10 protein-coding genes are annotated in these 12,154 nt (G+C 62.7%); 3 read left to right on the forward strand and 7 right to left on the reverse strand.

All coding sequences use genetic code 11. From position 1 onward, the window contains the following. Nucleotides 1-244 precede the first annotated feature (244 nt). On the forward strand, nt 245-1,567 hold the full coding sequence (locus tag D6Z24_RS00390; RefSeq protein WP_129124565.1) for a M23 family metallopeptidase: 1,323 nt from the start codon (nt 245-247) through the stop codon (nt 1,565-1,567). A 30-nt stretch (nt 1,568-1,597) separates the two neighbouring features. Beyond that, the gene (gene gpmA / locus D6Z24_RS00395) at nt 1,598-2,305 is read left to right on the forward strand and encodes a 2,3-diphosphoglycerate-dependent phosphoglycerate mutase (protein WP_129124566.1); all 708 of its coding nucleotides are present in this window, start codon (nt 1,598-1,600) and stop codon (nt 2,303-2,305) included. On the opposite strand, the gene D6Z24_RS00400 is transcribed toward gpmA, so the two are convergent. The 7 genes from D6Z24_RS00400 to hemW form a co-directional block, all read right to left on the reverse strand. Further along, nucleotides 2,302-4,392, reverse strand: coding sequence for a penicillin-binding protein 1A (locus D6Z24_RS00400; RefSeq protein ID WP_129124567.1), 2,091 nt, complete (start codon nt 4,390-4,392; stop codon nt 2,302-2,304). The two genes, gpmA and D6Z24_RS00400, sit on opposite strands and share 4 nt — an antisense overlap. A 141-nt stretch (nt 4,393-4,533) precedes the next feature. Then, entirely contained in the window at nt 4,534-5,067 is a 534-nt protein-coding gene (locus tag D6Z24_RS00405; RefSeq protein ID WP_129124568.1) for a phospholipase D-like domain-containing protein, read from the reverse strand. Continuing rightward, the gene (gene dnaJ, locus D6Z24_RS00410; RefSeq protein ID WP_129124569.1) at nt 5,064-6,182 is read right to left on the reverse strand and encodes a molecular chaperone DnaJ; all 1,119 of its coding nucleotides are present in this window, start codon (nt 6,180-6,182) and stop codon (nt 5,064-5,066) included. The genes D6Z24_RS00405 and dnaJ overlap by 4 nt, the downstream gene beginning before the upstream one ends. 120 nt (nt 6,183-6,302) lie before the next feature. Continuing rightward, on the reverse strand, nt 6,303-8,219 hold the full coding sequence (gene dnaK, locus D6Z24_RS00415; protein ID WP_129124570.1) for a molecular chaperone DnaK: 1,917 nt from the start codon (nt 8,217-8,219) through the stop codon (nt 6,303-6,305). 107 nt (nt 8,220-8,326) lie between these two features. After that, entirely contained in the window at nt 8,327-8,890 is a 564-nt protein-coding gene (gene grpE, locus D6Z24_RS00420) for a nucleotide exchange factor GrpE (RefSeq protein ID WP_129124571.1), read from the reverse strand. Nucleotides 8,891-8,915: 25 nt separating this feature from the next. After that, a complete protein-coding gene (hrcA, locus tag D6Z24_RS00425; protein ID WP_129124572.1) occupies nt 8,916-9,950 on the reverse strand; it encodes a heat-inducible transcriptional repressor HrcA in 1,035 nt (344 codons plus the stop codon). Between the two features lie 111 nt (nt 9,951-10,061). Then, a complete protein-coding gene (gene hemW, locus D6Z24_RS00430; protein ID WP_129124573.1) occupies nt 10,062-11,207 on the reverse strand; it encodes a radical SAM family heme chaperone HemW in 1,146 nt (381 codons plus the stop codon). Nucleotides 11,208-11,364: 157 nt separating this feature from the next. On the opposite strand from hemW, the gene D6Z24_RS00435 reads away from it, so the two are divergent. Next, nucleotides 11,365-12,144, forward strand: coding sequence for a carbon-nitrogen family hydrolase (locus tag D6Z24_RS00435; protein ID WP_129124574.1), 780 nt, complete (start codon nt 11,365-11,367; stop codon nt 12,142-12,144). The last annotated feature ends 10 nt before the right edge of the window (nt 12,145-12,154 follow it).

Consider the following 12,154-nt stretch of genomic DNA (forward strand, 5'->3'; position numbering starts at 1 on the left):
AGACATTCTGTTACAGCTAGCTAGCTGTGACACACTATACCACCTGCAGTAAAATTTAAAAGAGTGCAATCATCTTTTTTACTACCCGCCTCGTCTGCTACACCGGACCGGGCCGCTTTCAGGCCGGCTGGACTTCAGGGGGGCCGATGCTAAACTGCGTGGGGTGCCGGCCGGGACCTGCCCATTGTACGCGTGAAGACCCTGAAGACCAGCCTAACAGCACTCTTTGCTGCTGGAGGTACCTATGAAGACCACGATATTCTTCTCCCTATTCATCATCCTCGTCCTGATCGCCGGTGCCGCGTACTATTTCGTCGACACTTCAGGCCCCGCCCTTGCCCTCTCGCGGCAGCCCGGTCCCATCTCTGCAAAGGTGGATGTCGTTCTCAGGCTGCGCGACCGGTCGGGGCTCAAATCACTGAAGGTAGTTCTCGTACAGGGGCAAAAGAGCTTCCCGGTTCTCGCGCGTGAGTATCCCGCAGGGAAGACGGACGTGTCGGAAAGCTTCCGCTTTCCCGCCCAGCCCGGGCTAAAGGAAGGACCGGTCAGGCTGCAGATCAGTGCCGTCGACCGCTCCATAATCCGCTTCGGTTCCGGCAACAGCACCGAAGAGACCCTCGATTACGACTTTCAGAACAAGCCCCCCGCGGTAACCGTTCTGAGCACGGCACACAACGTATCGCGCGGCGGCTCCGGACTCGTGGTGTACACGGTGAACCGGGAGGTGGTGAAGACCGGCATCGTCTTCGCGGACCGCTTTTTCCCCGGGTACCGGCAGCCCGGCGGTTTCTACGCCTGCCTCTTCGCTTTCCCAAGCGATTTGCCGCAGGAGCAGTTCGTCCCGAAGGTGATCGCCGTCGACCGTGCGGGGAACGAGCGCCTGACCGGGATCTATTTCCACGTCCTGGAGAAGTCCTTCCCGAGGGACCGCATCGAGCTCACCGACTCCTTCCTGGAGAAGGTCTCCTCGGAATTCAAGGATCGGTTTCCCAAGGCGGCCACGCCGCTCGAGGTGTTCCTCAAGGTGAACAGCGAAGTGAGAAGCGCCGACCGCAAGACGCTTTACCAGACCGGGCTCAAGACCTCGCCGACGCCGCTTTGGAGCGGGGACTTCATGCGCCTGCCCAACTCCGCCCCGCGCGGAACCTTCAGCCAGTTCCGCAGCTACTTCTACAAGGGAGCGCAGGTGGACCAGCAATACCACCTGGGAATCGATCTCGCATCCCTGGCGCACGCCAAGGTCCCCGCCGCAAACAGCGGGAAGGTGGCGTGGGCGGACGACCTCGGCATCTACGGCCAGTGCGTGATCATCGATCACGGCATGGGGCTGCAGACCCTCTACGGACATCTGAGCAGGATCGGCGTGAAGGAGGGGGATCAGGTGAAAAAAGGGGACATCATCGGGGACACCGGCGACACCGGTCTTGCCGGCGGCGATCACCTTCATTTCGGCGTCGTGGTATCCGGCCAGGAGGTGAACCCGATCGAGTGGTGGGATCCTTCCTGGATCAAGAACAACGTGACCGACAAGCTGGCCGACGCGAAAGAGGCGAGCGCGGTCAAGTAGCGGCGTCGCAAGTTGCGCAGGAGGTGGAAGATGCGGCAGTTGGTACTGGTTCGACACGGAGAGAGTGTCTGGAACAAGGAAAACCTCTTCACCGGCTGGACCGACGTGAACCTATCGGAAAAGGGGGAGGAGGAGAGCCGCCGTGCCGGGCGACTCCTGAGGGAGAAGGGTTTCGTCTTCGATGTCGCCTTCACCTCGGTCCTCAAACGCGCGGTGCGCACGCTGTGGTTCATCCTGGACGAGATGGACCTGGTATGGATTCCGGAGCGAAAGGACTGGCGCCTGAACGAGCGGCACTACGGCGCGCTGCAGGGGCTGAACAAGGCGCAGACGGCGGAGAAGTACGGCGAGGAGCAGGTGAAGCTTTGGCGCCGCAGCTACCACGTGCGCCCGCCGGCGCTACCCGAGGGGGACGAGCGCTATCCGGGGCGCGACCCGCGCTACAGCGCGCTCGCGAAACACCAGATCCCGAACACGGAGTGCCTGCAAGACACCGTCGAGCGGGTGCTCCCCTTCTGGCAGCAGGAAATCGCACCGGCGCTCAGGGAAGGGCGGCGCGTCCTGGTGGTCGCCCACGGCAACAGCCTGCGCGGGCTGATCAAGTACCTGGACAGGGTCTCGGACTCGGACATCGTAAATCTGGAGATCGCCACCGGCACGCCTCTCGTGTACGAACTGGACGACGACCTCAAGCCGCTGCACCACTACTACGCGAGCGACTCCGGCAAGCCCGCCTAGCGGAGCATTTCCACCTGCCCCGCGCCGTCGTCGCCCGGCTGTTCCTGCACCGGGGGCTCACCCTGCGACGGCGCACCTTCCGGTTGGGACGATTTGCCAGCCTCCCCCGCCCCGGTCTGCGCAGGTTGACCATCCTCTTTCGGATGCGCCTGGGGCATCTTCTCCCCGCCATGTTTCGTGCAGTAAACGGTCGGTTCGGTCCCCGCGATGAAATCCTCGTCCTTCGTGGTCGGGCATTCCGGCGTGGCCAGTTGCGCGGTGGTCGGGTCGATGGTGACCGTGATCACCCCTTCGGGCCTCGCGAAGTCGGCAGCCGGTTTACCCGCGGTCGCCACGCGCATGAACTTCTCCCAGATCGGGGCTGAAACCACCCCGCCTGTGAAGCCCCTCCCACCCGGCTTCGGCTTGTCGTACCCCACCCAGACCCCGGTGATCAGCTGCGGGGTGTACCCCACGAACCATGCATCGCGGTAGTCGTCGGTGGTGCCGGTCTTGCCGGCGGCAGGGCGCTGGCGGCTGAAGTTCTTGAGCCCCTTGGCGGTGCCGTAGGTGAGCACGTCCTTCATCATCTCGGTGGTCACGTACGCCGTCGCCGGCGAGAGCACCGGCGCGCTCCGCGTCGGGTTGTCGGTCCAGCTCTTGCGGTTTCTGTCGAACACCTTGACGATGGTGCGCCCCTCGGTCCGGATGCCGCCGTTGGCGAGCGGCGAGTAGGCGGAGACGAGGTCGTCGAGGGTCACCTCGTCGGTGCCAAGCGCCAGGGAGAGGTCGTTGGGCGAACGCAGGGAAAGCCCCATGCGCCCGGCGAAGGTCACGAAATTGTTCACCCCGACCGATTCGAGGAGCTTCACGGTTATCACGTTGTTGGAGTGGGCGAGCGCCTCACGCAGCGGCATCTCCCCGAAGCTCCTCTTCTCGTAGTTGTGCGGACGCCACACCTGGCCGTTCCCCTTGTTGTAGGAAACAGGGGTATCGTTCATGAGGCTCGCCGGGGTGTATCCCTGGTCGAGCGCTGCCGCGAAGATGAGCGGCTTGATGGCGGAGCCGGGCTGGCGCTTCGCGGCGAAGGCACGGTTGAAGCCCCCCTTCCCGTTGTCCACCCCGCCGACCGCAGCCAGGATGTCCCCGGTCTTCAGGTCCATGCAGATGAGCGCACCCTGGAGCTTCGGGTTCACCTTCTTCACGCCGTCGCGCAGCGTCTGTTCCGCCTGTTTTTGCAGGTTCACGTCGAGGGCGGCGATGACGTCCAGCCCCCCCTGCTCCACCACGTGCGCCCCGTAACGCTCGACGAGCTGCCGGCGCACGATCTCGAGATAGGCCTGCGCCTGCCCCGGCTTGATCACCGTTGCCGGATGCGCCTCGATGGCCCGTTTCTGCTGCGGGGTGATCATCTTCACCGCCACCATGCGGGCAAGGACGGTGCTACGGCGGGCGCTCACCTTCGCCAGGTCACCCAGCGGGTTGTAGCGCCCCGGGTTCTTCGGCACCCCGGCAAGGAGCGAGCACTCCGCCTCGGTAAGCTCCTCCGGGTTCTTGTCGAAGTACTGCCGCGCCGCCTGCGCGATTCCCCAAGCGCCGTTGCCGAAGTAGATCTCGTTGAAGTACATCTCGAGGATCTGGTCCTTGGTGTACTTCTTCTCGAAATCCATGGCGAGCTGGACTTCCTTCACCTTGCGGTCGATCGACTTCTCCCCGGTGAGGAACTTGTTCTTGATCAGCTGCTGCGTGATGGTGGAGCCCCCCTCGGCGAGCCTCCCCTTCACCACGTCCTTCACGAGGGCGCGGGCGATGCCGCGCACGTCGATGCCGCCGTGCTCGTAGAAGCGGGCGTCCTCGGTGGCAACGAGCGCCTTGCGCAGAAAGAGCGGGATCCGGTCGATCGAGACCCAGTAGCGCTGGGTGGGGAGGATGCGCCCGACGTAGCGCTGCTGCACATCGAAGACCCGGATGGAACTGTAGCCGGTGGGGAGTTCCGGGTAGGTCGCGATGGAGGCGTGCGCGGAGACGGCAAAGAAGAGCGCAAGGAAAAGGAGAAGGAAAACGGGAGAGAAGAGCTTCTTGAATGCTGCGTGCCGACGGTAAAGCAAGGTTGCTACTCCTTTTAAGGAGGTGGACGCCGATGTGGTGCTTATGATTTGTGGGCGGTAACGCTGGGTGCCTATTCCATTTCTTTTCTTAGTCGGTCGACTAGCTGATTCGCAATCAGCAAGTGCCCCCTTTCACCGGGCTTACCTGATCCCTTCGAGGTATCGCGTCACCTGCGCCGCCAGCTCGGGCGAATCGAGCAGCACGGATAGCTCACGGTTTTTCGTGAGAGCCGCATGGGAGAGGTTGTGGCTTCCGATCATGACGAAGCGGCCGTCTATCACCACCGCCTTCGCGTGGGTGGTCCTTCTGCCGCGCGGGAAGATGACCTTCACCCCGTTGCGCGCGAGGTACCCGGCAACGGCGCGGTTATCACGCCCCACTTCATCGTCCCCTTCGAGGATCACCTTCACCTCCACCCCTCGCCTTTTCGCATCGGCGAGGTCGGCGGCGATGAGCGCCGGGGCGTTCCCCCTGCGATCGGTGGCCTTGAAAAGGTAAAAGGCGCAGATGATGCGCCTCTTCGCCCCGCGTACCTTTTCCTTGAGAGCTCCCTGGTATGCGGCATCGGCAAGGACGGTCGCCTCGGCCGGAGCGCAGAGGGCGGGTGCGGGATGCCCGTTCCAAAGAAGAACGGAAAGGACCAGCACCGCGCCCCTGCCCAGGGTCTTTATCAACTGAAGATGTCCATGACCTTGGAGAAGAAGTTCTTGCGCATCGGATTCGCGTCCTCGCCGCTGATCCGGGCCAGCTCCTCCAGAAGTTCACGCTGCTGTTTGTTCAGGTTCGTCGGGGTCTCCACCTTGGCGACCACCATGTGGTCGCCGCGCCCGTAACCCTGCAGCGCCGGCACCCCTTTGCCGCGCATCCTGAAGACGGCGCCGGACTGGGTCCCTTCCGGGATCTTCATGTTCACCCTGCCGTCCAGGGTCGGCACCTCGATCTCGCAGCCGAGCGCCGCCTGGGTGAAGCTGATGGGGATCTCGCAGATGACGTCGTTGTCCTCACGCCTGAAGATCGGGTGCTCGCGCACGCTGAGCGCGACGTAGAGATCGCCGTTGGAGCCCCCCTTGGTCCCCTGCCCCCCCTCGCCGGTGAGCTTCAGGCGGATGCCGGTCTCCACCCCCGCCGGAACCTTCACCGAGATGGTCTTCTTGTCGCGCACGGTCCCCGCACCACGGCAGCTCGGGCAGGGATGCTCGACCACGCGCCCCTCGCCGTTGCAGTGCGAGCAGGTTTTGGAAACGCTGAAAAAGCCCTGCTGGAAGCGCATCTGCCCGGCACCCTGGCAGGTGGGGCAGGTCTTCGGCTGGGTCCCGGCCTTGGCGCCGGACCCGCCGCACGCCTCGCAGCGCTTCGCGTAGGGGATGTCGATCTTTTTCTCGGCTCCGAAGGCCGCCTCCTCGAAGTTGACCTCCAGGTTGTACTGCAGGTCATCGCCGCGCTTGCCGCGCGAGGCCTTCTGGCGTCCGCCGAACACCTCTCCGAAGATGTCACCGAAGATGTCACCGAAGGGGGAATTGCCGAACCCGTTGAAGCCTGAGTTGAAGCCGTTGCCACCCACCCCGGCATGGCCGAACTGGTCGTAACGGGCGCGTTTCTCTCCGTCGGAGAGCACCTCGTAGGCCTCGGAGATTTCCTTGAACTTGTCCTCTGCGCTCTTGTCGCCCGGGTTCTTGTCCGGATGGTATTTGATGGCCAGACGCCGGTACGCCTTCTTGATCTCGGTCTCGGAGGCGTTCTTGTTCACCTCGAGCAGTTCGTAGTAATCCTGTTTTTCACCGTTAGCCAAGCTAGTCCCTCGTAACACAAAGAGCAGCGTCCCCCATCCGGAAGACGCTGCCCGTTGCGCGGTTGTTATTTAACATGTGGGCCATCTTCTATCAAAGCGGCACCGGTTTGCAACCATTTCTTACTTCTTGTCGTCCTTCACTTCCTCGAAGTCGGCGTCGACGACCTTCTCACCCTTGGCGGCGCCGGCCTCCGGCTCGGCGTGGGCCTCGCCACCCTCGGCACCGGCCGCCTGGGTCTTGGCGTAGACCGCCTCGGCGAGCTTGTGGGAAGCCTGCATGAGACTGTCGCTCGCCTTCTTGATCTCGTCGAGGTCGGTTCCCTCGAGCGCCTTCTTGAGGCCTGCGATACCTTCCTCGATCTTCTGCTTTTCGGAGGCGTCGATCTTGTCGCCGAACTCGTTCAGGGACTTCTCGGTGGAGTAGACCAGGTTGTCTCCCTGGTTCTTCGCTTCGATCAGTTCGCGCTTTTTCTTGTCCTCGGCGGCATGCGCCTCGGCTTCGCGCACCATCTTCTCGACCTCTTCCTTGGAGAGCCCGGAGGAAGCGGTGATGCGGATGGACTGCTCTTTCCCGGTACCGAGGTCCTTAGCGGAGACGTGGACGATGCCGTTCGCGTCGATGTCGAAGGTAACCTCGATCTGGGGCACGCCGCGCGGCGCGGACGGGATGCCGGAAAGCTCGAAGTTGCCGAGGGTCTTGTTGTCCGCCGCCATCTCGCGCTCGCCCTGCAGGACGTGGATGGAAACCGCCGGCTGGTTGTCGGCCGCGGTGGAGAACACCTGGCTCTTTCTGCACGGGATGGTGGAGTTCTTGTCGATCAGCTTGGTCATCACGCCGCCCAGGGTCTCGATGCCCAGGGAGAGCGGGGTGACGTCGAGCAGGAGCACGTCCTTCACGTCGCCGCGCAGAACGCCGCCCTGGATGGCAGCGCCGATGGCGACCACCTCGTCCGGGTTGACGCCGCGGTTGGGGACCTTGCCGAAGATGTCCTGGACCTTCTTCTGCACGATCGGCATGCGGGTCATGCCGCCGACCAGGATGACCTCGTCGATTTCGGAGGCGGAAAGACCGGCGTCTTTAAGCGCGGTGCGGCAGGGACCTTCGAGCTTCGCGATGAGGTCGGCACAGATCGCCTCGAGTTTCGCGCGGGTGAGCTTCATGGTCAGGTGCTTCGGACCGGAAGCGTCGGCGGTGATGAACGGCAGGTTGATGTCGGTCTCGAGCGAGGTGGAGAGTTCGCATTTCGCCTTCTCCCCCGCCTCTTTCAGCCTCTGCAGGGCCATCTTGTCGCCCCTGAGGTCGATCCCCTGCTCTTTCTTGAACTCGTCGGCGATGTGGTCGATGATCTTCTGGTCGAAGTCCTCGCCGCCGAGGAAGGTGTCGCCGTTGGTGGACTTCACCTCGAAGACCCCTTCGCCGAGTTCAAGGATGGAGATATCGAAGGTACCGCCACCAAGGTCGAAAACGGCGATCTTCTCGTCCTTCTTCTTGTCGAGGCCGTAGGCGAGCGCCGCGGCGGTCGGCTCGTTGATGATGCGCAGGACGTTCAGGCCCGCGATCTTGCCGGCGTCCTTGGTCGCCTGACGCTGGGAGTCGTCGAAGTAAGCCGGGACGGTGATGACGGCGTCGGTGACGGTCTCGCCCAGGTAGTCCTCGGCGGTCTTCTTCATCTTCATGAGCACCATGGCGGAGATTTCCGGCGGCGAGTACTTCTGGCCGCGCACCTCGACCCAAGCGTCGGCGTTGTCCGCCTTCACGATTTTGAACGGGGAGATGGCGATGTCCCTCTTCACCGCTTCGGTATCGAACTTGCGCCCGATCAGGCGCTTGATTGCGTACAGGGTGTTCTCGGGGTTGGTGACCGCCTGGCGCTTGGCCTGCTGGCCCACCAGACGCTCGCCGCTTTCCGCGAAGGCGATCATGGACGGGGTGGTACGGCTACCCTCTGCGTTCGCTATGACAACCGGCTCCCCACCTTCCATCACTGCCACGCAGGAGTTGGTGGTCCCGAGGTCGATTCCTATTACTCTACTCATGTGTTTGCCTCCTCATATGGTAACTGTCACTCAGCAAGCTAGTAACGCCCCCTCTAAAAAACAAGGGGACCGGTAAAAAAAAGTTCCTGACCCGGATCCGGGCCCGTTTAAGCCTTGACGGCGACGGTGACCATCGCTGGGCGGAGCAGACGGTCGTTGATCATGTACCCCTTCTGGAACACGTTCACGATGGTGTTCGGCTCCTGGTCCGGGGACGGCACCTGGGTCATCGCCTGGTGGTACTGCGGGTCGAAAGGGGTGCCCTGCGGCGTTTCGATCGGGGTCACGCCGAACTTCTTCAGGGTGGAGACGAGCATGTTCAGAGTCAGCTTCACCCCTTCCACGATGGGGTCCTCTTCGCTCGCGTGGTCGATGGCCCGCTCCAGGTTGTCCAGCGCCGGGAGCACCTCGAGCACGATCTGCTCGTTGCCGTACTTGAGGATCTCCTCTTTCTCCTTCTGCACACGCTTCCGATAGTTTTCAAGATCGGCCCGCTCACGCAGGTACTTGTCCCAGTTCGCTGCGGACTCGAGCCCTTTGGCGGCGAGCGCCTCTTCAAGTTCCTTGATCCGATCCGCGTCCGAAAGCGGTTGCGTCAGTTCCACGTTTTCCCCGGACTGGGCTTCAGCCTTCTTGTCGTGCTGGTGCGCATCGTGTTTTTTCTTGTCCATCCCTGTAATCTCTCCTTTTCTTCCGCTACTCCCCTTCGAGCATGCGGCTAATCAGCTTTGCGGTGTAATCCACGATCGGGATCACGCGTCCGTACCCCATCCGTGTCGGTCCGATGACCCCCAAGACGCCCACCGTGTCCTTGCCGGTAAGGTAGGTCGAAGTGACGAGGCTCATCCCTTCCATCTTCAAAAGCGGCGACTCCGTCCCGATGAAGATCTGCACCCCCTCGGCCTGCATCGATCGGTCTAAAAGGTCGAGTAGCGTGCTCTTCTTCTCGAAGGCGCGGAAGATCTCGCGCATCTTGGCCGCATCGGCGAATTCAGGCTGATCGAGGATGTTCGCCTGACCTTCGAGAAAGATCTCCGCGCTGTCGGTCCTGATGGTCTGCTCGGACAGCGCGATGGCCTTCTTCATCAGCGAGTCGTACTGCACCTTCTCGCTCTGCAGCTCGGCCAAAAGCCGCTCACGCACCTGCCCGATGGTGAGCCCCTGCAGCATCCCGTTCAGGTAGTTCGCCATCCGAACCAGGTCTTCCTGGGCGATCTCCTCGTCGATCTCCAGGAGCCGGTTCTGCACCGTCCCGTTCTGAGAGACGAGGATGGCCAGGATGCGGTGGCTCGAGAGCTTCACGAATTCCATCTGGTGGAATAGGTTCGCGGCCATGCGTGGGGCGATCACCACCCCCATGTAGCTCGAGGTGCTGGAGAGAAGGCGGCTCGCCTCCTTGAGCACCTCGGCCGGATCCTTTCCGGCCATCCGGCAGCGCCTGCGGATCTCGTCACGCTTGCCGGCGGTCAGGTTCTGCCTCGCCTCGAGGATGGAGTTGACGTAGAGGCGGTAGGCCTTGTCCGTGGGGATGCGTCCGGCCGAGGTATGCGGCGAAGTCAAAAGCCCCATCTCCTCGAGATCGGACATGACGTTGCGCACCGTGGCCGGCGAAAGGGCGAGCGCGTGGCTGCGGGTGATGGTCCTGCTACCCACCGGCTCGGCCGTTTGTATATAGTCCTCGATGACTGCCTCGAGGATGCGTTTGCCGCGATCGGAAAGTTGGTCTTCCATGGCTTGTCCCTCAAAAACGATTAGCACTCAAAAACTCAGAGTGCTAACGCGCTTCAAGTTAGCAACGCCCCTAAGGTTTGTCAAGGGTTCTCTAGTTGGGAAAAGGGGGATTTAGAGAAAGCGGGAGAAGATGCTGTTGGCGATGATCACGCTGCTGTCAGCGAGCCTTATGGTGTCGCCTTCGGCGACTAAAAGGCCATCGCGCAAAAGCTCGTCCACCTGCGCCAGGCGGGGCGCCAGCAGCTCGGCATCGTAGGAGGCCTTGAGCGGGGCGAGGTCGAGACCGGTCAGGACGCGAAGACCGAGGAAGAAGCTCTCCGCCACCGCATCGTCCGGCGTAAGCTCTGTCCGGTCACGCTCCGGGAGCACCGAAGCGGAAACTTCATCCCGGTAGGAAGCCGCATCGACCGCGTTACTCCAGCGCCGGCCGATCCCGTTGGGGTTCCAGAAGGAGTGCGCTCCGCTGCCGAAACCGAGATAGCTTTGGCGGCTCCAGTAAGAGAGATTGTGGCGGGAAAAACGCCCGGGACGGGCGAAGTTGGAGATCTCGTAGTGCAGGTAGCCGCCGTTTTGCAGCATCTCCGAGGTTGTCTCGAACATGGCCGCGGCCTCATCCTCGTCGGGAAGAACGAGCGCCCCCTCGTCGTAGAGCCGCTCGAACGGCGTCCCCTCTTCGACCGACAGGGCGTAGGCGGATATGTGTTCGGGGCCGAGCGCAATGGCGCGGGAGAGCGCCGCGCGCCAGTCCTGCAAGGTCTGCCCGGGGAGCGAGTGCATCAGGTCGATGCTGAGGTTGTCGAACCCGGCACGGCGCGCTTGATCGAAGGCGGCAAGGGCCTCCTCGATCGTGTGCACCCTGCCGAGCATTTGTAATAGGCGCTCTTCGAAGGACTGCACCCCCAGGGAAAGGCGGTTCACTCCTGCAGCACGATACCCCGCAAGCCGCTCCGGGGTGACCGTACCCGGGTTCGCCTCCAGGGTCACCTCGGCGTCGGCTGCTAGACCGAAGCGCCGCGCCGCCGCATCGATGATTCGTCCGACGTGATCCGGCGCCATGAGCGAGGGAGTGCCTCCGCCGAAGTAGAGGGTCGGGGCCAGTACTGCTTCCGGGAGCGCAGCCTGACGCAGCTCCATCTCGCGCAGCAGAAACTCCACGTAGCGCTCAGCATCCTCGTGCGATCCGGCGGCCGAATTGAAATCGCAGTAGAGGCATTTTGTCAGGCAGAAGGGGAAATGTACGTACAGACCTGCTCGCATGCTTGGGCGCTCCTTGATACGCCAGCTAACTTTCTAGCAGAAGTGCCTTCTCCTTGTCACGTAAAAGCGCCGCAACTCTACGAAACTGCTTGAAATACTTTAATGCTCGGATTACACTCCGCTTCGCCCGGACCAACATGACAGGAGGAGACTTCACATGGATAAAAGCATCAAGGCTGCCGCTGTGCAGTTCAACATCACGCTCGGGGATATCGACACTAACGTAGTGTACGCGACCGAGAAGCTGCGCCAGTTGGCCCGGGAAGGTGTGGAGCTCGCCGTTTTGCCGGAGATGTGGAGCTGCGGCTTCGCCTACCGGGAGCTGAACAACCTGGCGCAACGCACCCCGGAGGTGCTCGAAAAGATGCAGGCCCTAAGCGCTGAACTCTCCATGGTCATCGTCGGGAGCCTCCCGGAGCCGCACGGCGACAAGGTCTTCAACACCTCTTATATAATGGACCGCGGCAGGCTCGCCGGGAGTTACCGCAAGATGCACCTCTTCGGCATGATGGGGGAGGACCGCCACCTGGACCGCGGCGACTCGGTCTGCCTCGTGGAGACCAGCGTCGGCAAGATAGGCGCCATGATCTGCTACGACCTCCGTTTCCCGGAGCTCGCCCGTCGGCTCGCTGTGGACGGCGCCGAGATCATCGTGGTACCGGGGGAGTGGCCCAAGCCGCGCGAGGAACACTGGCGCACGCTGATCCGGGCACGCGCCATCGAGAACCAGCTCTTCGTCGTCGCCGCCAACACCTGCGGCATGGTCGGCAAGCTCGACTTCTTCGGCTCCTCACTCGTCGTAGGGCCGAAGGGTGAAATCCTGGCCGAGGGAGGCTACGAGAACTGCGAACCGACCGCGATCCTCGACCCGGCCGAGGTGACCGCCTGGCGCCAGAGCATCAACTGCTTCCAGGACAGACGGCCGGAGTGCTATTAGGCGGGCTCCT

Origin of the sequence: Geomonas oryzae (assembly GCF_004117875.1) — a bacterium.
Taxonomy (GTDB): Bacteria; Desulfobacterota; Desulfuromonadia; order Geobacterales; family Geobacteraceae; genus Geomonas; species Geomonas oryzae.

Excerpts from the sequence above, each read along its gene's own strand:
- grpE (WP_129124571.1), bottom strand. The coding sequence starts at position 8,890 with ATGGACAAGAAAAAACACGATGCGCACCAGCACGACAAGAAGGCTGAA.
- dnaK (WP_129124570.1), bottom strand. The coding sequence starts at position 8,219 with ATGAGTAGAGTAATAGGAATCGACCTCGGGACCACCAACTCCTGCGTG.
- gpmA (WP_129124566.1), top strand. The coding sequence starts at position 1,598 with ATGCGGCAGTTGGTACTGGTTCGACACGGAGAGAGTGTCTGGAACAAG.
- D6Z24_RS00390 (WP_129124565.1), top strand. The coding sequence starts at position 245 with ATGAAGACCACGATATTCTTCTCCCTATTCATCATCCTCGTCCTGATC.
- hrcA (WP_129124572.1), bottom strand. The coding sequence starts at position 9,950 with ATGGAAGACCAACTTTCCGATCGCGGCAAACGCATCCTCGAGGCAGTC.
- hemW (WP_129124573.1), bottom strand. The coding sequence starts at position 11,207 with ATGCGAGCAGGTCTGTACGTACATTTCCCCTTCTGCCTGACAAAATGC.
- D6Z24_RS00435 (WP_129124574.1), top strand. The coding sequence starts at position 11,365 with ATGGATAAAAGCATCAAGGCTGCCGCTGTGCAGTTCAACATCACGCTC.